The following is a 24,839-nucleotide window of genomic DNA, read 5'->3' as shown; positions in this document are numbered from 1 at the left end:
GGCTATTGAGATATTTGGATAAGCGAGGATAGTTTCAAGAACATACATTTTATCATCGATATTTAGCTCAAAATACTTTCCGCTTTTACGAACTAACCATGGGTTAATCAATACATCTAACTTAGATAAAGGGGTGTTGATCTAAAAAAAAAGGTATACTCCTATTTTAGACCTATACTTGTTATAGAGGTGGTTTATGTTTTTCATGAGTGCTAAGAAATAAAAAGAGAAAACAGAGTAGTTATCTACCTCTATGATAATAGAAAGAATTTTGGTTGTCTTAATGCTAGAAGTGTGTATTTTATCGATAAAAAATACCATTTTGTCCTTGTTGAGGCAAAAATAACACTAATAGAACTTAAAAATAAAAGTTAAAATGTTATCTTATAGAGTTCTAAAAAAACCCTTGAATTACCATGAAAAAAATTACTTTGTTCTTGGTTGTTATAGTAATAACCTTACCCCTACATTCTCAAATTGGAGCAGAAGCTGTTTTTGCTCTACCGAGCCTTACCGATGCAGAGATGCTCAGTGTCGTCACTCCTACAACAGGTAGCTTAACCTATAATACAACTCAAGGTCGGCTCTATTTTTATGATGGAACGCAGTGGCAAACAGTGGCAGAATTCGATAATCTTGGCGACCATACTGCTACTCAAAATATAGAATTAGATGACAATTGGTTAAGTAATGATGGTGATAACGAGGGAATACGAATTAATGATGATGGTTACGTTGGTATTGGTACCGCTAATCCTACATCGCAATTGTCTTTGTTTGGTAGTACTACTGGAGCTGCTACAGATTTTGCTGTATTACATGTTAGGCAAAACACAGGTTGGAGTGGCGCAGAACCATGGGCATTATACGTAGAGGGTTATAGCTATTTTAATGGATTTAGGGTTAACGGACAGGATGCTATTCGCTCAGTATACCTAAGAACTGGTCAATTTGGATTTGCAACTGGTGATACAAGTCCAATAACATTTACGCAAAGTAATTCGGCAGAACGAATGCGTATTCATACGAATGGTTTTGTGGGGATGGGAACAAACAATCCTACTGTGAGATTAGATGTTAATGGAAATGCCAGAATCCGTAGTATTGCTACTGGAGCTGCTAGTGATGAAGTATTGACTGCAGATGCTAATGGTAATATTAGAAAGGTTACAATGGCTTCTTTAAATGATGGTGATGCTTGGGGTGTTACAGGTGAAGACATAGCTTCAACGATTAGTAGAACAGGGAATGTTGGGATAGGATCGACTACGCCCGTATCGCAATTCGAGGTAGCGTCTGCCAATCGAACAGGAACACATACTCCTGGAGATACTTTTTATGTAACAGGTAGTTATGGTCAACGATCAAATGGAGCTGAGTTTGTACATACCAATGGTACTCGTGGAATTGGTTTTGGATGGGAAGGGATATATGCTACAGGAAGTGCTGCCAACAGCAACATATCTTTAAATTCTAAAGGTACAGGAGTTGTAGATTTTTATACAAACAATACTTTTAGAATGCGAGTTAACGGAGCAGGTAATGTTGGAATAGGGACTGGAGCCCCATCAACAAGGCTAGATGTTAATGGAAACGCCAGGATTCGTACTATCCCAACTGGAGCTGCGAGTGATGAAGTGTTGACTGCAGATACAAATGGAAATATCAGAAAAGTTACAGTTGCGAGCCTTGGAGATGGGGATGCCTGGGGAGTAACTGGAGAAAACTTAACTAGTGCTATCAAACGATCTGGGCGCGTAGATGTGGGAGGAACCAATACAGGATTTGTAAGATTGAACTCGGGTAATGGTAGCAATAATGGGTATATGGCAATCTATCAGCCTAGTGGTACCAGACAAGGTTATATAGGGTGGGGTAATGGTGATATGAGATATATAGCAGAAGCAGGAGGACAACATTATTTTAATAGCAGGGTTGGGATAGGAACGGCTGCACCAGGATTTTTGTTGCATGTCTCAGGTCGGATGAAAATGGATGGTGGTGACGCCGGAACATGGATTGAGGCTGGAGCAAATGATTGGTTTTTTGGTAGAAGTGGAGGTAATCTACGTTTTTTTAATGCCGTAGATAGAGTTACTATTACACCAGCCGGAAGAGTAGGTATAGGAACCACCGCTCCGGGCTATGCTCTAGATGTAAGAGCAGGTGGGGTTACAAGCCCTAATCAAGCTAGGCGATATTTTAGTCAAGGTGCTGCTTTAACGGCTAATACATCCCCTTCTGGTAATATTAAAATTTATACCAATGGATGGTATTATAGTAATGGAGGAGGATATATAGCTGCTTCTGATCAACGAATCAAAAATATTATCGGAATATCCAATAGTGAAGAAGATTTGTCTAAATTATTGGCTATCGATGTGGTTGATTATACATATAAAGATCAAATATCAAACAGTTCTACTCCACAAAAAAAGGTAATCGCGCAACAGTTAGAAAAAGTATTGCCACACGCCGTAGGAAAAACAACTTCTATAATTCCTAATGTTTTTGAACAAGCTAGAAAAACCAAAGCCCTAAACAATACAACAGAAATAACTACCACTTCTAAACATATGTTTAAGAATGGAGATAAAGTGCGTTTGATTGTAAAAAGTTCTGGCGAAAAAGAATATATAGTGACCGTAAAGAATGATTATGTATTTGAAATTCCTGAGGTTGTAACCGATGGTGTTTTTGTATATGGAAAAGAAGTTGATGATTTTAGAAACGTGGATTATGATGCAGTTTCGATGTTAAATGTATCTGCAACCCAAGAGTTGTTTAAGATTATTGAACAGCAACAAAAAGAAATAAATAATCTAAATGTATTAAATGCAGAACTGAAGAGTGATAGTCATGAAATGAAAAATGAAATTACTGTTTTAAAAGAACAAATGTTGATGGTTCTTGATAAAATGAACTAATGCTATAATGTTTTTAGGTTGATAAAAAGAAAGACCTTTAACTTAGTGTAATTGTTTTTCTGTGATAGATTTTAATATTGTTTTTGCATGTATTCTTGAATTCTCAATAAACCAAATATGAGTATCCATACCACCACAGATGACTCCTGCTAAGTAGAGGTTTTTAATATTAGTTTCCATAGTTTCCTTGTTGTATTGAGGGTATAGTTTTTGATCATCAGAGAGTTTAATTCCTATTTTTTTCAAAAACTCAAAATTTGGTTTGTACCCTGTTAATGCCAAAACATAATCATTTTGAATACTAAAATTGCCTTCGGGTGTTTGGATATTAATTTTTTCAGGCAATATTTCTTTTATCACAACATTGTAAAACGCTTTGATACTGCCTTCGGCAATTCTATTTTCTATATCAGGTCTTACCCAATATTTTACACGTTTTCCGATTTCTGATCCACGAATGAGCATTGTTACTTCTGCACCTTTTCTATAGCATTCTAGGGCAGCATCCACAGCAGAATTACTAGCGCCAATAACTGCTAGTTTTTGTTTAGCAAAAAAATGAGGGTCTTTATAGTAGTGAGAAACTTTTGAGAGTTTTTCTCCAGGAACATCTATTGTATTAGGAAGATCGTAAAACCCGGTGGCTACTATGATATATGAAGAGGTATATCGATCTTTGTCTGTTTCAACGTAAAAGATATCTTCCTTTTTGCTTACTGCGCTTACTTTTTCAAATAAATTAATATTTAAATCATTAGAAGTTACGATTCGGCGATAATATTCTAATGCTTCATTGCGCTTGGGCTTTGCTTCATTACTTATAAAAGGGATCTCGTCAATTTCAAGTTTTTCAGAAGACGAAAAAAATTGCATATTAAGAGGGTAGTTGTATAAAGAGTTGGTGATAGGACCTTTTTCTATAATACAATAGTCTATTCCTTTTTTTTGGGCTTCTAAGCCACAGGCAATACCAATAGGTCCCCCTCCTATAATAATTAAATCTATATGTTTCATTAAGAGATGATGTTGGAAAGATTTTATTGTTATCGTAAAACTACTAATTTTTGAGTAGCTAATACAATAAAAAGGCAGGCTTCTCTTTTCGAAGCCTGCTTTTTTAACGAAAAAACAGTTTATTTTATGATTATCTTTTTTGTAATAGTTTGTTGGTTAAATGTAACATCTAAAAAAAAATGTCCAGAAAGTAAATCGCTGGTGTTTATAGTCATTTTTTGATCAACATCATAAGTATTTTCTGAAACGATTAAGCCAGAAGAGAAGTATTATAATTTTAATAGAAGGAGGTGAAGTATTGATTTTTATCTTTATTGAGTTTTTGGTTGGATTAGGATAAATGAAAACCCTAGTATGTGTAAAGCAACAGGAAGGTTGTTGGACCTTCCTGTTTTATGAATACTTAAGATAATGCTTAAAAAGAATCCGAGTGAATTTATGATAAGGAAGATTGATGTCCATGTATCAAATGACGGTATAGGATTCTGTTCCATTTTTATGATCTAAGTTGTTATGATTTCTTTCAACTCTTTTATAGTCTGAGTAGGGTTTTCGCTCTTAAAAACAAAACTTCCAGCAACTAATACATCAGCTCCGGCATCTATGAGTTGTTTTGCATTCTTACTAGTTACACCTCCGTCAATTTCTATGATAGTGCTTGCATTCTTTTTAAGAATGATTTCACGAAGTTGTTTAACTTTGTTATATGTGTTTTCTATAAATGATTGCCCGCCAAATCCAGGATTAACGCTCATAATACATACCAGATCGATATCATTAATAACATCTTCTAGTAAGCTTACACTTGTGTGTGGATTTATGGCAACACCAGCTTTCATTCCTTCTGCTTTTATAGCTTGTAAAGTTCTATGGAGATGCGTGCAAGCCTCATAATGAACTGTGAGTATATTGCTTCCAAGGTCAGCAAAGGTTTTGATGTATCGATCAGGATCTACAATCATTAAGTGTACATCGATAGTTTTGGTAGCGTGTTTTGCGATATCTCTTAAAACAGGCATGCCAAAAGAAATATTAGGCACAAAGACACCATCCATGATGTCGATATGAAACCAATCTGCCTCACTTTTATTAATCATTTCTACATCACGTTGTAAATTAGCGAAATCCGCTGCTAATACTGAAGGGGCAATACGTTTTGAAGCCATAAAATTGTGTTATTTATGGCAAAAATACTATTTAAGTTTTAAATAGCGTTCTATGTGAGCTTCATAAATTTTTGGGTTAAATAAGAGATACTCTTAAAATGTTCTGGGTTGTTTGTTTTTTCTTTATACAAAAATCTATGTAGTTTGTTTTGATCATGCTGATCAGATATAACAATAAATGAAGAATGATATTCACTAAAAGCAGATTGCATTATTTCTTTATCTAGCATTTTAATTATATTATGATGTCTTGAGTCTTTTTTTATCCTTTCGAACATCATTTTAACAATTTCTTTTTCACCTTCAAGAATTTGGAAAAAATTTCCATCAGAATATATTAGTAGCCCCATAATGCCTATGACATTATTGTTATATTTGATAAAATCCATCAGCTTAATCAAATCAGAATTTGATGTGTTTGGGTTTGCAGTACTTACATAACTTATTACGTATCTCATAATAATTAGGTTAAAGAGCTTACTTAAAGATACAAATCTTGAGGTGGATAAACTAGGGTGTAAAGCTTTATGTTGTAGCGATTTATAGTGATAATGCCTTAAAAATTGATATTTTACGGGTTGCCGTAAATTTTGTTATGGGTTCCCGTAAAGAAAACCAGAAAATGGTGTTCCATTTTTATTTTATTTATAATTTTATCGTTGATTTTTAAGAGGTTATAATTTGTTGCTCTATTTTTTGTTTGATATGTTTAGACTAAAAACGTGGTTATTATATAGTCAATTGTCAGTAATTAGCGTTTTAGGAATATTTACCAATAAGAGGGACTTGATTTTTTGTAAAGTGTTTTTTTTAAATATGTAAAATACCATGTATAAATGAAAAAACCTCCGGTAATCAGCCGGAGGTCATTCATCAATCAAAAAACGAACAGTTATGTTATAAAACTGTTTGTAACCGCAATTTAGGAATTTATCCTAAATAAGTCTTTAATATTTTACTTCTAGATGTATGTTTCAATCTTCGAATTGCTTTTTCTTTAATTTGACGCACACGTTCGCGAGTTAAGTCAAAAGTTTCACCAATTTCCTCAAGTGTCATTGGGTGCTGATCTCCCAGACCAAAATACAATCGTATTACATCTGCCTCTCTAGGAGTAAGAGTTTCTAATGCACGTTCTATTTCTGTACGTAGAGATTCATGTAATAAGGTTCTATCTGGATTTGGAGATTCTCCAGAATTTAATACATCATAAAGGTTAGAATCTTCTCCTTCAACTAATGGTGCATCCATACTTACGTGACGCCCAGAGTTTTTCATAGATTCCTTAACATCATTAATCGTCATATCAAGTTCTTTTGCAATTTCTTCAGCACTTGGTGGGCGCTCATGTGATTGCTCTAAGAATGCATATGTCTTATTGATTTTATTAATCGAACCAATTTTGTTTAATGGTAAACGTACAATACGAGATTGTTCTGCTAGTGCTTGTAGGATGGATTGACGAATCCACCATACTGCATAGGATATAAATTTAAACCCACGAGTTTCGTCAAAACGTTTAGCAGCTTTAATTAGTCCAAGGTTACCTTCGTTAATTAAATCTGGAAGGGTAAGTCCTTGATTTTGATATTGTTTAGCAACAGATACTACGAATCTAAGGTTTGCCTTGGTTAATTTTTCAAGGGCTCTTTCATCACCAGCTTTTATTCTTTGAGCTAATTCCACTTCTTCATCAGCAGTAATAAGGTCTACTTTTCCTATTTCTTGCAAATACTTATCTAGCGATGCAGTTTCACGATTCGTTACCTGCTTCGTAATTTTAAGTTGTCTCATCTATTTTTCTCCTTGAAATTTAATTTGTGAATATTTAGGGCTTTTACCTATATATACGTAATATGTTATAAAAATGTTACAAAAATGTTTATTTATTTTGAAAAATACTTTTTTTGAGTACCGGTTTTTATATGGTTGATAGAGAGATTAATGGTTTTTTATAGATGTTATTTTGATTTTGGGAAGGAAGGTGTGAAGTTAATATTGCGGCAGAGAGTAATTGGTTTTTATAACTAAGAAGCAAAATAATAAAGTGGTTAAAAGGAGGTATAGTAGATGTAGGAATGAGCAGATATCTACTTAGTGTTGTAGAGTTAAAAATAAAAAAACACCATCAATATTTTATTGATGGTGTTTTCTTTTATTACTATAGAAAAATTAATTCTCTTTTTTGTCTCTGTGAGGTTTTCTATTGCCTTTTGATTTGTCTCCTTCTGGTCTAGGAGGTCTAGGTAATAATGCTTTTCTCGACACTTTTTCTTTGCGTGTTCTAGAGTCAATTCCAAAGTACTTCACGTCAAAAATATCACCCATATTAACAACATCACTAACATTTTCGGTTCGTTCCCATGCTAATTCCGAAACATGAAGCAAAACTTCATTACCAGGAGCTTCCATATATTCTACTACAGCACCAAAATCTAACATTTTGATTACTTTAACTTCGTATACACTACCAACAGCCGGTTTAAAGGTAATAGAGTCAATTTTAGCTAATACAGCGTCAATTCCTTCCTGGTTTGTACCAAGAATTTCTACATTTCCTTCTTCAGTAACAGGGTCTTCGTTAATTACAATAGTAGTACCAGTTTCTTTTTGCAATTCCTGAATCACCTTACCGCCAGGACCAATTAAAGCACCTATGTATTCTCCAGGTATTACGCGAGTCACCATTTTTGGAGCATGCGCTTTTACATCTACGTTAGGAGTAGATATGGTATCAGTTAGTTTTTCTAGAATATGTAAACGTCCGTCAGCAGCTTGTTTTAGTGCATTTACCAAAATCTCGTAAGAAAGCCCCTTTACTTTAATATCCATTTGGCAAGCGGTAATACCATCTGCCGTTCCTGTTACTTTAAAGTCCATATCTCCTAGATGATCCTCATCACCCAAAATATCAGATAAAACTGCATATTTACCCGTTTCACTATCAGAAATAAGTCCCATAGCAATACCAGAAACTGGCTTTTTAAGTTGCACACCGGCATCCATTAAGGCCATCGTTCCCGAACATACGGTTGCCATAGAAGAAGAACCGTTAGATTCTAGTACTTCTGATACCACACGCACGGTATAAGGACAATCTTCTGGGATCATTCCTTTTAAAGCTCGTTGAGCTAAATTTCCATGTCCTATTTCTCTACGAGAAGTTCCTCTAATAGGTCTTGCTTCACCGGTTGAGAAAGGAGGGAAGTTATAATGTAGATAGAATGTCTCTTCTCCTTCGTAAGATGGCATATCGATTTGATTAGCTTCTCTAGATGTTCCCAAAGTAACGGTAGCTAACGCTTGTGTCTCTCCTCTAGTAAATATAGAAGAACCATGTGTAGAAGGTAAATAATCTACTTCACACCAGATAGGTCTTATTTCAGTTGTTTTTCTTCCATCCAGACGAAGACCTTCGTTTAATGTTAAGTCGCGAACAGCTGCTTTTTCTGCTTTAGCGTAATACTTAGAAACTAAATCTCCAAAGTCCTCTAACTCTTCTTCAGAGTATGTAGCTACTATTTCTTCTTTTATTTCAGCAAATGCAGCACCTCTTTCTTTTTTAGAAGATCCACCCTTTGCCACAGCATATACTTTATCATATGCCATATCATGAATTTTCTTTGCCAGCTCTTCATCTTCTCTTTCTGGATCATATTCACGAGTTTCTTTTTTACCAAAGGCTTCTGCTAGTTTGATCTGAGCAGCACATTGAACTTTTATCGCTTCATGAGCAAATTTAATGGCTTCTACCATTTCTTCTTCAGAAATCTCGTCCATTTCTCCTTCTACCATCATTACAGAGTCTGCAGAAGCTCCAATCATCATGTCGATGTCTGATTCTTCTAATTGTGCTCTTGTTGGGTTGATGATAAATTCACCATTTACACGACCTACACGAGCCTCTGAAATAGCACATTCAAAAGGGAAGTCAGATAGCTGAATAGCTGCCGATGCTGCTAATCCCGCCATTGCATCTGGCATAACATTATCGTCATGAGACATTAATTGAATCATTACCTGAGTTTCTGCGTGGTAATCTTTTGGGAATAGTGGACGTAATACACGATCTACTAATCTCATTGTTAAGACCTCACCATCACTTGGTCTAGCTTCTCTTTTGAAGAAACCACCAGGATAACGACCAGATGCTGCAAATTTCTCTCTATAATCTACCGTTAATGGTAAGAAATCGACATCACTTTGTTTGTAATTAGAAACAACTGTACATAGTAACATACATTTGCCTGATTGCACAACAACAGAACCATGGGCCTGTTTTGCTAATTTTCCGGTTTCGATAGAGATTTCTCTACCATCCCCTAGGTCAATGACCTCTTTATAAACTTTTGGAATCATATTTTTTTTTGATTCTAACCTTTTGGCTTTACGAATAAATATAAAGCGACAGGTTTAATTAAACATTGGTTTCCGTCTAACTCGGACGGACAAGGTTGTGTTGTTGTAGTATAATTGCTCGACCAATGAAAAACTAAGGCATGCATTCATCCCTTTTACTGGTAATGAATGTTTTTTAATTTTAATTATATAAAAAAAGAGGCACAAGGCCTCTCTTTCTTATTTTCTTAATCCTAATTCTTTTACAATTGCACGATATCTCATGATATCCTTTTTTACAAGGTAATCTAATAGGTCTCTACGCTTACCTACTAGCTTTACCAAAGAACGCTCAGTGTTGTAGTCTTTACGATTCTTTTTTAAATGTTCGGTTAGGTGAGTTATTCTGTGAGTGAATAATGCAATTTGACCTTCTGCAGAACCACTGTCATTTTTTCCTTTACCGTGTTTTGCAAAAATTTCTTCTTTAACTTCTTTCGTTAAATACATTCCAATATTATTTAAATGATTTTTATGTATCGATAACGCTTTGTTATCAGCGTGCAAATATAGCACTTTTTAACTAAGAATTACCTTTTGAATAAAAAAAACACGGTGAAACTAAACGTTTTGGAAAAGATGGAGTCTTACTTGTGGTAACATAAAAATTAATATTATGAAAAGTAGCTTGTTGAAGTTTAGTTTATCTCTGTTTTTTTCTGTGATTCTAATAGGGTGTGATAATGAAGATTCTGAAAATCAATTAATAGAATTGGATAATACAGAAGAAGTAGAACTTGATGCTAAGGTGGATAATGCAACCGAGGTGATTAGTGATACCTTTTTACAGGTTTATGAGTATGAAGAAAGTCTAATCAAAGGCCCAATCCATCCATTTTTACCGGATTGCGTGACTGTAACCATTGAATTAAGCGATACTTCTAAAGAGATTATTGTAGATTTTGGTTCTGAAGGGTGTGAAGTACGAGGTCATATTGTAAATGGAAAGGTTATGATGTCATATGTCGCAGATGTAGACGCGATGACTTTAGTTATTAATTATGAGCTTGAAGACTTTTTTATAGATGATATTCAATTTTCGGGTTCAAAAACAATAACTAGGCAAAAATCTAATGATAATGGTAATCCTGAATATGCAATGAATCTTGATTTGACAATAACTTTTACAGATGGCACACAAGCAACGAGAATAGGAACAAAAACTCGAGAATGGATTGAAGGATCATTTAATGGTAATTGGGGAGATAATGTTTTCTTAATTACAGGTGCATGGGAGACTAGTTTTAAGAATGGAAATGTACATAGCACTACTATTATAACGCCAGTTCGACGTGAAGCTAGCTGTAAATTCTTAGTTAGTGGTGTTGTCGAATTGGTAAGAACTAGGTATAGTGGCTCTTTGGATTATGGAGGTGGAGAGTGTGATAATAAAGCTGTATTTACAAATACAGATGGAGAAGAAAAAGAAATATACCTGTAAATTATTATGTCCGATATATAAAAAGAGTCTTTACGATGGTAAAGACTCTTTTTATATATTGTTTTAAATGGTGCTTTACTTCGCTAAAGGACGATTTAGAATCAAGTTTAAGTATAAATTTACTTTTTGTTTTAATTCATGTCTTGGAGTAATGAAGTCAAGAAATCCATGTTCTTCTAAAAATTCGGCTGTTTGAAAGCCTTCTGGGAGCTCTTTACCTGTAGTGTCTCTAACTACACGAGGTCCGGCAAAACCTATTAAAGCTCCTGGTTCCGCAATATTAATATCACCCAACATAGCAAAAGAAGCTGTGGTACCACCCGTAGTAGGATCGGTACATAATGATATATATGGAAGTCCCGCATCTGCTAATTGTGCTAATCTTGCAGACGTTTTTGCTAATTGCATTAATGATAACGCAGCTTCCATCATACGAGCACCTCCAGATTTAGAAATAATCATAAGTGGTATTTTGTGCTTTAAGGAGTAATCTGCTGCTCTGGCAATTTTCTCACCAACAACACTACCCATAGAACCTCCAATAAAAGAAAAATCCATACAGGCGATAACTAATTCGTTTCCAGAAGATTTTCCTACGGCTGTTCGTACAGCATCTTTTAGATTTGTTTTGTCTTGTGCTTCTTTAAGACGATCTACATATTTCTTTTTGTCTTCAAATTTAAGAGGATCTTTAGAAGAAAGACCTTTGTCAAGTTCTTTGTATTTGTTGTCATCGAATAAGATCTCAAAATATTCTTTACTACCTATTCTTACGTGATATCCATCTTCTGGACTTACGTAGAAGTTTTTTTCAAGTTGCTCTGCATCTACAATTTTTCCTGTAGGAGATTTGTACCAAAGCCCTTTGGGGACATCTTTTTTGTCTTCGGTAGCTGTTTGTATACCTTTCTGTGTTCTCTTAAACCAAGCCATAAAGTTATATTAAATTAAAAAAAGCTGAAACTTGTTGAACAGGTTTCAGCTTTGGTTTTCAGTATCTATAATGTATTTACATTATTTAAATCCTCGAATGCCTTTTTAAGACGGTTTTTAAAGGTGATTTCTCCTTCTCGTAACCATTTTCTTGGATCGTAATATTTTTTATTTGGTTCTTCAGCTCCATCAGGGTTACCTATTTGAGTTTTTAGGTATTCAACCTTGTTTACCATATAGTCACGAATACCTTCGTTAAAAGCAAACTGGAGATCAGTATCAATATTCATTTTTATAACACCATACCCAATAGCTTCTCTAATTTCTTCTAGAGTAGAACCGCTACCTCCATGAAATACAAAATCAATGTGGTTATGTTCGACTTTATATTTTTCAGAAATAAATTCTTGAGAATTCTTAAGAATTTTTGGTGTTAATTTTACATTACCTGGTTTGTATACCCCATGTACATTACCAAAAGCTGCTGCTACAGTAAATTTGTCACTTACTTTGCTCAATTCTTCATAGGCATATGCAACTTCTTCTGGCTGGGTGTATAGTTTAGAATCATCTACATCACTATTGTCAACACCGTCTTCTTCTCCGCCAGTGATTCCAAGCTCAATTTCTAAAGTCATGCCCATTTTGCTCATACGGGACAGGTAATTTGCACAAATCTCAATGTTTTCTTCGATTGGCTCTTCAGACAAATCAATCATATGAGAACTGTACAATGGTTTTCCTGTTTCTTTATAAAATGCTTCTCCGGCATCTAATAATCCGTCTATCCAAGGAAGTAATTTTTTTGCGCAGTGGTCAGTATGCAAAATTACTGGAACTCCATAGGCTTCAGCCATTAAATGTACGTGTCGGGCACCAGCAGTAGCTCCTGCTATTGCGGCTTTTTGATCTTCATTAGAAAGACCTTTTCCTGCATTAAACTGTGCTCCCCCGTTAGAGAATTGAATAATTACAGGAGAGTTTAACTCAGCGGCGGTTTCTAAAACTGCATTAATCGAATTGGAACCAATTACATTAACTGCAGGTAATGCAAAAGCTTTTTCTTTTGCATATTTGAAAATTGCTTGCACCTCGTCTCCTGTAGCAACTCCCGGTTTGATGTTGTGACTCATAATTTAGTTTTGGTTTATAAGGCTACAAAAGTAGTAAAATTATACGGAAACCGATACGATATAAATAATCATTAGCGTATATAACGTTATAGTCGTTTTAGTAGATAGGTATTACTTACGAGCTTTAAAAACAGGAAACGAGATATTTATGTTTTTAAAATCAGAAGTAGTTTTAAGGCAAACAAGATTCATTAAAAAGGATAATTAATTCCAAAATTATATACAGCCTCAGAGAAGTTATATCCTTTAAACCATCTTTTGTCATCATCACTAGCAGGATTAAAAGTTTTAAAACCAATATCAAGCCTTAGGACAAAAAAGTTAAAATCGTATCTAAGACCTAAGCCAGTTCCTACTGCTATTTCTTGAATATCATCTAGTTTAGAGAAAATGGCATCCTCATCTTCTACATTGTCCAAAACATTCCAAATATTTCCTGCATCAATAAATAGTGCGCCATTAAGGGATCCAAGAATATTGTATCGGTATTCTGCATTTACAGCTAACTTCATATTGGCTTCATTGAATTCATTTCTTCCTCCTGTACTTCCTGGTCCTAGGTCGTATACGAGCCATGCTCGATTATCATTGGGACCTCCACCAAAGAAACTTCTGGCAAAAGGGATATTGTTAGAATTTCCATAAGGAAGTGCTATTCCTCCAAAAGCTCTAAATGCAATTACGTTTTTTCTGCCTAAATCCCAGTGTTTTATGTAATCCAACTCTGTTTTGGCGTATTGGGAGAATTCTACACCAAATATTTCAAAACGTTCGTTAGAGTTTTCTTTTAGACCCGAAACACTTGAGACGAGATTCAAAACATTACCTGCCAATTCAGCTTTTACCCTAAATCTAGAGTAACTTTCGTCATACAAATTTTCTCTGTTGTTTTTTGTGTATGTGTAACTTGATGCAAAAATTAAGTTGTCTTCTGTTAGTCTTACTTTTCTTTCGTTTATGTTTTTAATTTCCTGTAATTGATTTGATGTTAAATCCGGGTCAGGGCTTTCGCCTAGAGATTGCGCAATAAAACCGTTTGCTCCTCCAGGGATTTGTAGTACAGGATTCTCTGCAACGGGTTGAGAGAAAAAAACCGAAGTCGAATCCAGAACAGAAGTGGCAATATTGTTTAGTCTATTAAATGAGGTGTTGTAAATATTAAAGTAATTACTTGTGTTTAAGTTTCTTACATATTGGACATTGATAATATCTAACTGGTTGGTTACTATATTGCTAGGCTTCCATCGGTAATTAAAGACTCCTGTGGCATTTTGTTTGTCTAATCCTATATTTTGTTGAACATTTATCCCAAAAATAAGATTGGTAGTCGGGGACATACGTTTGGGAATTATTGTACTTGTTTTGAATGGGAATAGTATTTTAGGAAAGGATAATTTTACATCGGTTCCTATTTCTGATATGTTAAAAAATTTCTGCCCTCCATCTACGGCATCACTAGAGGAACCTATACTTCCTCGAGCTGAGATTTCTAAAATTTCTGCTCCGCCAAAAACATTTCGTATTAATAGAGAACCTCCAAAACCTATTCCAAATGCTTGGATATTTGAGGTAGAAACATCAAAATCTACACTAGTGCTATATTTTTTTTTGGGTGTTAATAGAATGTTGGCTACAAGATCTTTTCCATTGGGTGCAATATCATATCTGATATTAGGATATTTAAATGTTCTTAAGTTGTTGATTTGGTTGTATGTGAATGTTTTGTCGATGTCTCTGAAGATTTCACCAGGTGTAATGTGAACAGAGTTTGTAATTGCTTTCCGAGTAAATTTTATTTTCTCATAACCATAAATATTGTACCCTTTGTATGAAGTACTATCTTTAGGTTTTTTATTTCTATTTTGATATGAGTAATCAGTAAAAATATTTACTTCACTTATTTTATGAACAATAAAGGGGGTGTGAGTAATAGAATCACCATAGGATACAGAACGATCTTTTATTAGTAGATTTAGATTTACCTTATTACCTGTATTGATAGTGTCTGCATTAAATTTGATAAATTCTTTTTCAAAATGATAAAGCCCTGAATTTCGGTATAAAGAAGTCAATCTATCTCGTTCTTTCTCAATATCTAATGTTTTGTATTGTTTGCCAGAGATGATAGTGGATTTCTCAGAATTAAGTTTATAAATAGAATCAGCGGCTTTAGATTCTATTTTAGTATTTAACGAATCTATAAAATAGGGTTGGTGTGGTGTTATATGGTAATCGATCGTTGCAGTTTGATCATTTTTTTTGTTGATTTTATAATCAGCTTCAACGTTAAACCAGCCATTGTTCCAATAATATGCTTGTAATCGCTTTAATGATCGTTTTGTTTTTGATTCATTGATGATAGATGGGGGTTCTCCTGTACTTCTTAGCCAATCATTGATACGTGATATTCCTACTCCTAATCGATCTACTTGTTTTTTAGAGAGTAGTTTGGTAATTCGTTTTTCACGATTGGGTTTTCTTGTCAGCCAATCCTGATATAAAGAATCTTGATTTATTCTTGCAAGATTATGTATATGAAGTCTTATGGGAATACCTAATAGTTTAGCATTTGGTTTTTGATATAGTTGACTATAAAGCTTAGGATCTTTGCTTTTGATACTATCAACATAGATTTTGTTTTTTTCTAACAAGTAATCCGTTTCTGGCACTCTTTTTACCGTATTACATGAAAATAAAAACGTAGTTAGGGTAATTAATAATATTTTTGTGTGAAAATGTTTCAATCCGTATTCATTATTGATTCAAAAATACACTATTTGTATGGTTAGCAAAAACCAAAAGAAACTAATAAAGAGTTTATATCAAAAAAAATACCGAAAACAACATGGATTGTTTGTCGCCGAAGGAAAAAAAGTTATTAAAGAACTGTTGGAAGCAGGATTAAAGCTTCATTCTCTTTTTACTTCGGATTCAAATATTTTTGATGTAACAGAAAAAGTGATTTATAATGTTACTGAAGAACAGTTAAAACAAATCAGTTATTTGACCACTCCACAGGTTGCATTGGCTATATTTTATATTCCTGAGGCTAAAAAAGTGAGATCAGAAGGATTGATTTTGGCATTAGATGATATTAGAGATCCTGGCAATCTAGGGACTATAATCCGTTTGTGTGATTGGTTTGGGGTGCGGGATTTAGTTTGTTCTGTACAGACAGTAGACTGTTATAATCCGAAGGTGATTCAGGCTACAATGGGATCTATAACCAGGGTTACTATTACTTATTTAGATTTAAAAGAATTTTTGACTGAGAAAGCAGCGGATGTGAGGGTTTTTGGAACATTTATGAAAGGAAGCTCTGTTTATGGTGAAAACCTACCAGAACATGCGGTTGTTGTAATGGGGAATGAAGCAAATGGGATTTCAGAAAATATTGAGAGTCTTGTCAATGATAGAATAACTATTCCTCAATTTGGAGAAGAACAAAAAACAGAAAGCCTTAATGTGGCTACAGCTACAGCTATTATACTTAGTGAATTTAGACGATCTTAAAAAACTATTGAAAAGTAAAGTTTATAAAAATTCCTCTAGTAGACATTTTGTCGATGGTCGAAGTATGTGGGCTATCAGGATTATTGTCTGGTACTAACTCATCAGACATGGCAAAAACACCTCTTATAGATGGAGTAAACTTAAAATAATATAAGTATAAGTCTATACCGAAGCCTATTTCGTAATAATTAGTATTGGTTTTCATCCTAAACTGCCCAGCTTTGTTGTCATCAGGATTATCCTCATTACTGGATAAGTTAATAGAAGTAGAAACACCACCTACAATAAAAGGTTTAATGTTGTTAATTCTTTTGGTAGATATTTTTAGTAATAAAGGAATATGGACATAGGTAGATTTTACTTCTCTTAGAGACTCGAGTTCTGAAGTAAATTGAGGATTAGGGAATGTAAGGTTTCTTGAAGTAAAAGTAACCATCGGCTCTAGTCTAAGGTCGAAATAATCATTTATCCTCATATTTCCTAAAAGACCAACACTAAAACCAACTGTTTTATCTACTAAAATATCTCCATCTAAGGCATCAGCTTTGTAATCAAAATTAAAATCGTAGCTATTGAAACCAAGAATATAACCATAGCTAAACCTAGGCTTATCAAAGTTCTGAAGGTTTTGTACCTTTTCTTTAGAAAATAACTGTGCACTTGCGCTTTGAGCACATGCTAAAACAACAACGAAGATAAATAGTCTTTTCATATTATTTTGTAGCTGTATAAATTGTTGCAACCCCAAAAGTTTGAGGATTATCTATGACTTCTATAAACCCAATTTTTTTCAAAATATTGTTGAAGGCTTCTCCATAAGGAAAAGCTGCAGCACTTTCACTAAGGTATGAATAGGCAGATTTGTCTTTAGAAAAAAGCTTGCCAATAAGAGGTAAAATGGTTTTTGAATAAAACTTGTAGCCTTGTCTGTAAGGAGTTTTGGTTGGCATAGAGGTTTCTAGGATTACAAAAATACCACCAGGCTTAAGAACTCTATAAATCTCTGAAAGTCCCTTTTCTAGATGTTCAAAATTTCGTACACCAAAAGCGACGGTTATAGCATCAAAATAGTTTTCTTCGTAAGCCAAATTCTCACTATCGCCTTGAACCATGCTTATAATAGTGTCTAATTTTTTTTCGGCAATCTTTTCTTTACCTACTTCGAGCATTCCTGAAGAAATATCAAGTCCAATGATTTCTGAAGCTCCCGTTTTAGAAAGATTAATAGCTAGATCACCAGTACCGGTGGCAACATCCAAAATTCTTTTAGGTTTAGTTTTACTTACGAGACGTACAACTTTTTTACGCCACTTAATATCTATACCAAAAGAAATAACGCGGTTAAGTCCGTCATAATTCCCCGAAATAGTATCAAACATCTCAGCAACCTGCTCTTTTTTGGACCTGTTTTTGTCTTTGTACGGTGTTATCTTCTCTGACATTAAAAAAAATTTAGGCAAATATACATTTTTGATATTGAACTCATCTTCAGTTTTGTTGATTAACCGAAAAATAATATTTCTATAGATAAATTAAACCCTTTTGTAGTTTTAGGAGTTTGGGTATAAAATTTTAATTAAGTAAGGAATGAAATATCGAAATATTGATTTTTTGAAAGGTAAAAAGCAAATTAGTACTGTTAACTGCCAGAATAGCTTTGGATTAGGTTTTGAAGATCATCAGATTTTACCAGTTAGTCAATTTACGTTATCTTTGTAATCTTTTTATATTCTAAGACATCATTTTGTTTTAATAATAAAGTGATTGATCTTAGCTTGATTTTATCTATAGATGAAAAACAATAAACATAACCAATGAAAATCATTATTGCCGGTGCTGGTGAAGTAGGGTTTCATTTGGCGAAATTGCTCTCCTTTGAGTCTCAGGATATTACGCTTATTGATACAGATAAAGAGTGTCTTAATTATGCAGATACTCATCTCGATATTAGGGTTATTAAGGGAGATTCTACTTCTATTGCTATTTTAAAAGAAGCTAGAGTAGATAATGTTGATATGGTGATCAGCGTTACTTCGAGCGAAACGACTAATATTACTATCTGCGTTCTAGCTAAACAATTAGGAGCTAAAAGAACTATTGCAAGAATTTCGAATACTGAATTTATAGAGAATAAAGAAGAAGTAGGGTTTATAAAATTCGGTATTGATGAATTGATTTCTCCAGAAGCTCTTGCCGCAAGCGAGATAGAGCTACTACTTAATCGATCTGCATTTCATAATAGTTATGAATTTGAAGATGGCGCTTTGACAATGGTAGGAACTACTTTGTCTAAAGAGGCCCTGTTTGTTGGTAAATCCGTAAGAGAATCAGCAGATGTATTTCCGGAATTGCATTTTATGCCAATAGCAATTCAACGTTCGGGAACTCAGTATACATTAATTCCAAGAGGGGATACTACTTTTAAAGAAGGAGATCAGGTGTATTTTGTAACTTCTCAAGGAGGAGTTGAAGAGCTTTATAAGTTAACAGGAAAGGTTAAAGCGCAAATCAAAAATGTTATGATCCTTGGCGGGAGTAAGATTGGTTTTAAAACCTCTCGAGACCTTTGCGATCATAAATTTAGAGTTAAACTTATCGAAAAAGATAAAGATAAGTCATTTGATCTTGCAGATGAGTTGCCCAATGCTTTGATAATCAATGGGGATGGGCGTAATGTAGAATTGCTACAAGAAGAAGGTATTGATGGGATGGATGCTTTTATAGCCGTGACAGGAAATTCTGAAACTAATATCATGTCTTGTTTGGTGGCAAAATCCAAAGGGGTAAGAAAAACGATTGCTTTAGTAGAAAATATGGACTATTTTCAACTATCTCACTCTATAGGAATAGACACTTTAATAAATAAGAAGCTTTTAGCAGCTAATAATATTTTTAGGTTTATAAGAAAAGGAGAGGTGGTAGCTATGACTAAACTTAATAATATGAATGCTGAGTTGTTGGAGTTTGTTGTTAAACCGACATCAGAGGTAAGCGATAATCTGATTAAAGATTTGGATTTTCCGCGCTCCGCAATTATTGCTGGTGTTATTAGAGACGGTAAAGGGATGATTCCTCTGGGTGATTTCTATATTCATGCTGGGGATAGAGTAGTTGTGTGTTGTTTGCCTAAATCAATAAAAAAAATAGAAAAGCTTTTCCTTTAAAATGTATAGATTAAACTATAAGATTATCTCGCACATAATGGGGCTTTTATTGCTCTGCAACGGAGGTTTTATGTTGATTGCAGCGATCATTAGTTTTATCTATAAAGATGGAGTAACTGTAGAAATTATGATGGCTTCTTTAGCAACAATGTTTGTGGGGGTTGCCTTAATGTTTGTAACAAGAGAACATCAAAAAGAGCTTAATAAAAGAGATGGCTATATTGTAGTTACTTTTGGGTGGATATTTATGTCTCTTAGCGGAACTTTACCTTACTTGTTTTCTGGTGCTATCCCAACTTTTACCAATGCTTTCTTTGAAACTATGTCTGGGTATACTACAACAGGAGCTTCAATACTTAATGAAATAGAGATAATTCCAAAAGGAGTGTTGTTTTGGCGTAGTCTTACACATTGGATTGGAGGTATGGGGATCATTGTACTAGCTATTGCTATTCTACCTTTGCTAGGAATAGGAGGGATGCAGCTTTTTGCAGCAGAAGCACCAGGTCCTAGTGCAGATAAGTTACATCCAAGAATTACAGATACAGCAAAACGATTGTGGCTAATATATTTTGGCTATACTGTGGCAGAGACTATTTTGTTAAAGTTGGCAGGAATGAACTTTTTCGATGCTATAAACCATGCATTAAGTACACTCTCGACAGGAGGTTTTTCAACAAAAAATGCAAGTGTAGCATATTGGAATGATCAACCATTGATCCAGTATATCATCATACTATTTATGTTTTTAGCGGGGATGAATTTTGTTCTTAGCTATTTTGGGTTTAAAGGTAAGGTGCAAAAAATCATAAAAGATGAAGAGTTTAAGATATATGCGCTCTTTGTGCTTATATTCACGATAATAGCGGCTTTAGTAATCTATTTTAAAGCAGATGTGTCTATTTCTACTATCGATCATCCTATGGTGTGGGGAGAGGCAGAAAGTGCTTTTCGTCATTCATTGTTTCAAATTCTGGCTGTAATTACTACGACTGGATTTGTTACTGCGGATTTTACAATGTGGACACCATTTTTAACAGTTTTCTTTTTCGGGATAATGTTCTTAGGTGGGTCCGCGGGATCGACATCTGGAGGAATAAAAGTAGTAAGGCATTTGATAACCATTCGAAATGGGATTTTAGAATTTAAACGAACTTTACATCCTAGGGCGGTATTGCCTGTGCGTTATAATACCAGAGCCGTTTCTAAAGAGATCGTGTTTAATATATTGGCATTTTTTATATTGTACATGCTCGCTTTTATTATAGGCTCTGTGGTGTTAGGTGCCTTAGGATTGGATTTTGAAACAGCGATTGGAGGGGCAGCTTCCTCTTTAGGTAATATAGGACCTGCTTTCGGAAAATTAAGCCCAGTGAATAATTTTGATGTATTACCTGATTTTGGAAAATGGTGGTGCTGCTTCCTAATGCTTATAGGTAGACTAGAACTTTTTACAGTGCTCATACTTCTTACTCCGTTTTTCTGGAGAAATAGATAAGACCGTGTTATTGCATTTGCCACTCCCAGGTTGCAGATGAGTTTTTAGGTAATATAGCCCATAACTCAGCAACTCTCTTGATAGTGTCTTTTACTGTTCCTGCAATACTGTCTAGGTGCTCTTCTTCAATAAGAAAAATATCCAGTATTGATTCATAATATCCAATATAATTAGAGCTAAATTCTTTTTCTGGTTTTATATCTAGAATCTCATCATCCGTTTGGATAACATCAAAGTTTTCTTTGAATATTTCCAATACATTTTTTTTGACAATTCGTTCCTTTTCTAATGTGTCCATAATGTGGTTACGTTTAAGTTGGCTTTTTAATACTGGCTATATGTTTAGCTAGTATTTGGGATATAGAAAAAGTATAACTCTAATTTCGTGTATTTAGTGTTGAGGGCTGTGTTTTATAATTATAAAATAATGTTAAAACTTTCTTAATGACTGCTAAAAAAACCGACTATTCTTTTGTCGAATAATCGGTTCCTATGTGTTGTAAAAATTCTGGTATTACTAGCTTACCGCTTCTTTAATTCTTTTGGCAGCTTCTTTAATTTCTTCAGTGCTTGCTGCATAAGAAATTCTGATGCAATTACTATTGCCAAACGCAATACCCGTTACTGTTGCTACATTGGCTTTTTCTAATAAAAACATAGAAAAATCTGTAGCATTTTCGATAGAATGACCTTGTAGAGTTTTGCCAAAGTAATGCGAAATATCAGGGAAAACATAAAAAGCACCTTCTGGTACATTGCATTCAAATCCAGGAATCTCAGATAACAAGTTTAATATTAGTTTTCTTCGCTCTTTAAACTCATCTACCATATATTGAATTTTGCTTACAGGCGCTTCTAAGGCAGTAATTACAGCGCGTTGAGCAATACAGTTTGCTCCACTTGTTACCTGACCTTGAATCTTGTTACAAGCACGTGCTATTGTAGTTGGAGCACCAATATATCCTATTCTCCATCCAGTCATTGCGAAAGCTTTGGCAACACCATTAACAGTTACGGTTCTATTATGCATATCATCAAATTGTGCCATCGAAGCATGACTTCCAACATAATTAATATGTTCATAGATTTCATCACTTACCACAATAATATCAGGGTATTTCTGTAGTACGTCTGCTAGCGCTCTAAGCTCTTCTTTACTATAGATAGATCCACTTGGGTTGCAAGGAGAGCTGTACCATAGCATCTTGGTTTTTGGCGTAATTGCCTTTTCTAGTTGCTCAGCCGTCATTTTAAAATCAGTGTCTATAGAAGTTTTTACTTCTATGGGTACTCCACCAGCAAGTTTAATAATATCGCTATAGCTAACCCAGTATGGGCAAGGTAAAATAACTTCATCTCCTGGATTTATATATACCTGTGCAATATTGTAAAGAGATTGTTTTGCTCCTGTAGAAACAACGATTTGTGAGCGATCATAGGTTAGATTATTATCACGTTTAAATTTTGTGATGATAGCATCTTTTAATTCTACATACCCATCAACAGGAGTATAAGAATTATAATCGTCGTTCACTGCTTGTATTGCAGCTTCCTTGATAAAATCAGGAGTATTAAAATCGGGTTCTCCTAGACTAAGACCAATAATATCTTTTCCTTCGGCCTTTAATTCACGAGCTTTTGCTGCCATTGCTAATGTGGCAGAAGCTTTAAGTGCATTAATTTTGTCTGATAATTGAATGTTCATTTCTGATACTGGTGTACTCATTTTAATCTGGTAAAATAAAAGTTATGATTGTATAGCGATTGGTTTCATCCCCATTTCTTTAAGGTGTCTAAAGTGGGCAATTATTGCTTTTCTTGTGGTTTTGTATTCGTGATACGGCAGATTGCATTCTAAAGCAGTTTGTTTTACTATTTTAGAAATTTTTGTATAGTGTACATGGCTTATATGTGGGAAAATATGATGTTCTACTTGATGATTTAATCCACCAGTAAACCAATTGACTAATCTGTTTTTTGTCGAGAAATTAACTGTAGTAAACAATTGATGAATAGCCCAAGTGTTCTTCATTGTACCTGTTTTATCCGGTATAGGCATTTGTGCCTCTTCTACCATATGTGCTAATTGGAATACTACACTTAATATCAACCCTGCAACATAGTGCATTACAAAGAAACCAATCAAAATTTTCCACCATGCAATAGACATAATGATCATGGGGATTACAATCCAAATTGTTATATAGATGATTTTAGTAATAACAATGGTGCTCCATTGCTTTAAAGGGCTAGGTAGTTTTCCGTAAGATAATTTACGAGCAAGATAATTTTTAGTTTGCTTAAAATCTGTAGTCAAAGCCCAGTTAAAGGTCAATAAACCATAAAGAAATATAGAATAATAATGTTGGAATTTATGAAAACGTCTCCATTTAGAATGTTTGGTAAAACGGATAATTCTACCCGCGTCCATGTCTTCATCATGCCCATGTATATTGGTGTAGGTGTGATGTAAGACATTATGCTGTACTTGCCAATTATATACATTTCCAGCAAGAATGTACATGCTGCTCCCCATTAATTTATTAATCCACTTTTTGGATGAGTACGAATCATGATTACCGTCATGCATTACATTCATACCTACTCCAGCCATTCCTATTCCCATAATAATAGTGAGTAGTAGCATCCACCATTGCGAGATGTCAAGGGTGAGAATTAAAAAGTAAGGAGTTAAAAAAAGAGAAAACATAATAACTGTTTTCAGGTGTAAACGCCAGTTTCCTGTTCTTTTAATGTTATTTTCTTTAAAATAAAGGTTAACACGTTTGTTTAAGGTCTTAAAAAATTTAGCTGAATCTTCTCTGCTAAAACGTATGTTGGGTGTAGTCATGATGTTGAGGTTTATGGCAAAACGTTGTTTGGCATAATAATATTGGGTAAAGTTAGGTATTTAAATTTTTTTAAGTCCTTAAAAAGAAGTAAAATGTATCAGTTTAACATGTATTTTTGCACTATAATTTATTTTTACTAAATGGATATTCTACTAAAATACTTTCCAAACCTTACCGAAGAACAAAGATTACAGTTTTCAAAACTGGGAGACTTGTATACAGAATGGAACTCAAAGATTAACGTGATTTCTCGTAAAGATATTGAGTCTTTATATGAACGACATATTTTACACTCTCTCGGGATTGCCAAAATACAAGAGTTTAAACCACAAACACTTGTGTTGGATGTTGGTACTGGTGGTGGTTTTCCTGGAATTCCTCTAGCTATTCTATTTCCAGAAACTGATTTTTATCTTGTGGATGTAATTGCTAAAAAAATTAGGGTCGTAAATGAGGTGGCAGCGGCATTGGATTTAAAAAATGTAAAGGCAGAACAACGAAGAGCTGGTACTTTTGATGAACGTTTTGATTTTATAGTAAGTCGAGCAGTTACTAATATGCCAGATTTTGTAAAGTGGGTACGAAAAAACATTACAAAAAAAAGTGTGCATGAGTTGCAAAACGGGATTTTGTATCTTAAAGGGGGAGATTTGACCGAAGAATTATCCGCGTTTCCTAAAGCAGTTGAGCACAATTTGTCTGATTTTTTTGAAGAAGAATTTTATGATACCAAAAAAGTAGTATATCTTCCGTTGAAGTATAAAACCTAATGTAAAGAAAAAGGAGTTTTAGATTTGTTT

The 24,839-nt window shown here is 34.2% G+C and carries 21 protein-coding genes; 6 read left to right on the top strand and 15 right to left on the bottom strand.

Annotation, left to right across the window (positions count from 1 at the left end):
- Window positions 1-416: 416 nt before the first annotated feature.
- Window positions 417-2,927: a tail fiber domain-containing protein gene (locus C1X07_RS19570; protein WP_103071729.1), complete on the top strand. Its 2,511-nt coding sequence runs from the start codon at window positions 417-419 to the stop codon at window positions 2,925-2,927.
- A 42-nt stretch (window positions 2,928-2,969) separates the two neighbouring features.
- Here C1X07_RS19570 and C1X07_RS19565 read toward each other — a convergent pair whose 3' ends face one another.
- The 7 genes from C1X07_RS19565 to rpsO all read right to left on the bottom strand — a co-directional run bounded on the left by C1X07_RS19565 (window position 2,970) and on the right by rpsO (window position 9,955).
- Entirely contained in the window at window positions 2,970-3,941 is a 972-nt protein-coding gene (locus C1X07_RS19565; RefSeq protein ID WP_103071728.1) for a YpdA family putative bacillithiol disulfide reductase, read from the bottom strand.
- A gap of 119 nt (window positions 3,942-4,060) precedes the next feature.
- Window positions 4,061-4,192 carry a T9SS type A sorting domain-containing protein gene (locus C1X07_RS25490; protein ID WP_394335675.1) on the bottom strand — a complete coding sequence of 44 codons (132 nt, stop codon included), beginning with the start codon at window positions 4,190-4,192 and terminating at the stop codon, window positions 4,061-4,063.
- 252 nt (window positions 4,193-4,444) lie between these two features.
- The gene (gene rpe / locus C1X07_RS19555) at window positions 4,445-5,107 is read right to left on the bottom strand and encodes a ribulose-phosphate 3-epimerase (protein ID WP_103071726.1); all 663 of its coding nucleotides are present in this window, start codon (window positions 5,105-5,107) and stop codon (window positions 4,445-4,447) included.
- Between the two features lie 50 nt (window positions 5,108-5,157).
- Window positions 5,158-5,565: a BLUF domain-containing protein gene (locus C1X07_RS19550; protein WP_103071725.1), complete on the bottom strand. Its 408-nt coding sequence runs from the start codon at window positions 5,563-5,565 to the stop codon at window positions 5,158-5,160.
- Window positions 5,566-6,037: 472 nt separating this feature from the next.
- The gene (locus C1X07_RS19545; RefSeq protein ID WP_024772554.1) at window positions 6,038-6,901 is read right to left on the bottom strand and encodes a sigma-70 family RNA polymerase sigma factor; all 864 of its coding nucleotides are present in this window, start codon (window positions 6,899-6,901) and stop codon (window positions 6,038-6,040) included.
- Window positions 6,902-7,279: 378 nt separating this feature from the next.
- A complete protein-coding gene (locus tag C1X07_RS19540) occupies window positions 7,280-9,466 on the bottom strand; it encodes a polyribonucleotide nucleotidyltransferase (protein ID WP_103071724.1) in 2,187 nt (728 codons plus the stop codon).
- A gap of 219 nt (window positions 9,467-9,685) precedes the next feature.
- Window positions 9,686-9,955: a 30S ribosomal protein S15 gene (gene rpsO, locus C1X07_RS19535; RefSeq protein ID WP_103071839.1), complete on the bottom strand. Its 270-nt coding sequence runs from the start codon at window positions 9,953-9,955 to the stop codon at window positions 9,686-9,688.
- Window positions 9,956-10,121: 166 nt separating this feature from the next.
- On the opposite strand from rpsO, the gene C1X07_RS19530 reads away from it, so the two are divergent.
- On the top strand, window positions 10,122-10,946 hold the full coding sequence (locus C1X07_RS19530; protein ID WP_103071723.1) for a hypothetical protein: 825 nt from the start codon (window positions 10,122-10,124) through the stop codon (window positions 10,944-10,946).
- Window positions 10,947-11,021: 75 nt separating this feature from the next.
- Here the strand turns inward: C1X07_RS19530 and accD are convergent, their stop codons facing one another.
- The 3 genes from accD to tamL all read right to left on the bottom strand — a co-directional run bounded on the left by accD (window position 11,022) and on the right by tamL (window position 15,756).
- The gene (accD, locus tag C1X07_RS19525) at window positions 11,022-11,879 is read right to left on the bottom strand and encodes an acetyl-CoA carboxylase, carboxyltransferase subunit beta (protein ID WP_103071722.1); all 858 of its coding nucleotides are present in this window, start codon (window positions 11,877-11,879) and stop codon (window positions 11,022-11,024) included.
- Between the two features lie 65 nt (window positions 11,880-11,944).
- Window positions 11,945-13,012 (bottom strand): class II fructose-bisphosphate aldolase, encoded by a 1,068-nt coding sequence (gene fbaA, locus C1X07_RS19520; RefSeq protein WP_103071721.1) that lies wholly within the window; start codon window positions 13,010-13,012, stop codon window positions 11,945-11,947.
- Between the two features lie 191 nt (window positions 13,013-13,203).
- A complete protein-coding gene (gene tamL, locus C1X07_RS19515; RefSeq protein WP_103071720.1) occupies window positions 13,204-15,756 on the bottom strand; it encodes a translocation and assembly module lipoprotein TamL in 2,553 nt (850 codons plus the stop codon).
- 37 nt (window positions 15,757-15,793) lie between these two features.
- Here tamL and C1X07_RS19510 point away from each other — a divergent pair, with 37 nt between their 5' ends.
- Window positions 15,794-16,525 carry a TrmH family RNA methyltransferase gene (locus tag C1X07_RS19510; protein ID WP_103071719.1) on the top strand — a complete coding sequence of 244 codons (732 nt, stop codon included), beginning with the start codon at window positions 15,794-15,796 and terminating at the stop codon, window positions 16,523-16,525.
- Window positions 16,526-16,529: 4 nt separating this feature from the next.
- Here C1X07_RS19510 and porT read toward each other — a convergent pair whose 3' ends face one another.
- Complete coding sequence (gene porT, locus C1X07_RS19505) at window positions 16,530-17,237, bottom strand: type IX secretion/gliding motility protein PorT/SprT (RefSeq protein WP_103071718.1); 708 nt, start codon at window positions 17,235-17,237, stop codon at window positions 16,530-16,532.
- A gap of 1 nt (window position 17,238) precedes the next feature.
- Window positions 17,239-17,967 carry a bifunctional demethylmenaquinone methyltransferase/2-methoxy-6-polyprenyl-1,4-benzoquinol methylase UbiE gene (ubiE, locus tag C1X07_RS19500; protein ID WP_103071717.1) on the bottom strand — a complete coding sequence of 243 codons (729 nt, stop codon included), beginning with the start codon at window positions 17,965-17,967 and terminating at the stop codon, window positions 17,239-17,241.
- Window positions 17,968-18,339: 372 nt separating this feature from the next.
- On the opposite strand from ubiE, the gene trkA reads away from it, so the two are divergent.
- Window positions 18,340-19,689: a Trk system potassium transporter TrkA gene (gene trkA, locus C1X07_RS19495; protein WP_103071716.1), complete on the top strand. Its 1,350-nt coding sequence runs from the start codon at window positions 18,340-18,342 to the stop codon at window positions 19,687-19,689.
- 1 nt (window position 19,690) lies between these two features.
- On the top strand, window positions 19,691-21,187 hold the full coding sequence (locus C1X07_RS19490; protein WP_103071715.1) for a TrkH family potassium uptake protein: 1,497 nt from the start codon (window positions 19,691-19,693) through the stop codon (window positions 21,185-21,187).
- Between the two features lie 7 nt (window positions 21,188-21,194).
- Here C1X07_RS19490 and C1X07_RS19485 read toward each other — a convergent pair whose 3' ends face one another.
- From C1X07_RS19485 to C1X07_RS19475, 3 genes are all read right to left on the bottom strand, one after another.
- Window positions 21,195-21,485, bottom strand: coding sequence for a hypothetical protein (locus tag C1X07_RS19485; protein WP_103071714.1), 291 nt, complete (start codon window positions 21,483-21,485; stop codon window positions 21,195-21,197).
- 219 nt (window positions 21,486-21,704) lie between these two features.
- Window positions 21,705-22,892 carry a pyridoxal phosphate-dependent aminotransferase gene (locus C1X07_RS19480; RefSeq protein ID WP_103071838.1) on the bottom strand — a complete coding sequence of 396 codons (1,188 nt, stop codon included), beginning with the start codon at window positions 22,890-22,892 and terminating at the stop codon, window positions 21,705-21,707.
- A gap of 42 nt (window positions 22,893-22,934) precedes the next feature.
- On the bottom strand, window positions 22,935-24,038 hold the full coding sequence (locus C1X07_RS19475) for a fatty acid desaturase family protein (RefSeq protein WP_103071713.1): 1,104 nt from the start codon (window positions 24,036-24,038) through the stop codon (window positions 22,935-22,937).
- A gap of 141 nt (window positions 24,039-24,179) precedes the next feature.
- Between C1X07_RS19475 and rsmG the strand changes: the two genes are divergently transcribed.
- Window positions 24,180-24,809 carry a 16S rRNA (guanine(527)-N(7))-methyltransferase RsmG gene (rsmG, locus tag C1X07_RS19470; RefSeq protein ID WP_103071712.1) on the top strand — a complete coding sequence of 210 codons (630 nt, stop codon included), beginning with the start codon at window positions 24,180-24,182 and terminating at the stop codon, window positions 24,807-24,809.
- Window positions 24,810-24,839 lie beyond the last annotated feature (30 nt).

Source organism: Aquimarina sediminis (genome assembly GCF_002895435.1).
Classification (GTDB): domain Bacteria; phylum Bacteroidota; class Bacteroidia; order Flavobacteriales; family Flavobacteriaceae; genus Aquimarina; species Aquimarina sediminis.
The sequence above is the reverse complement of the archived record's forward strand: the minus strand, read 5'-3'. Positions and strand labels throughout refer to the sequence as shown.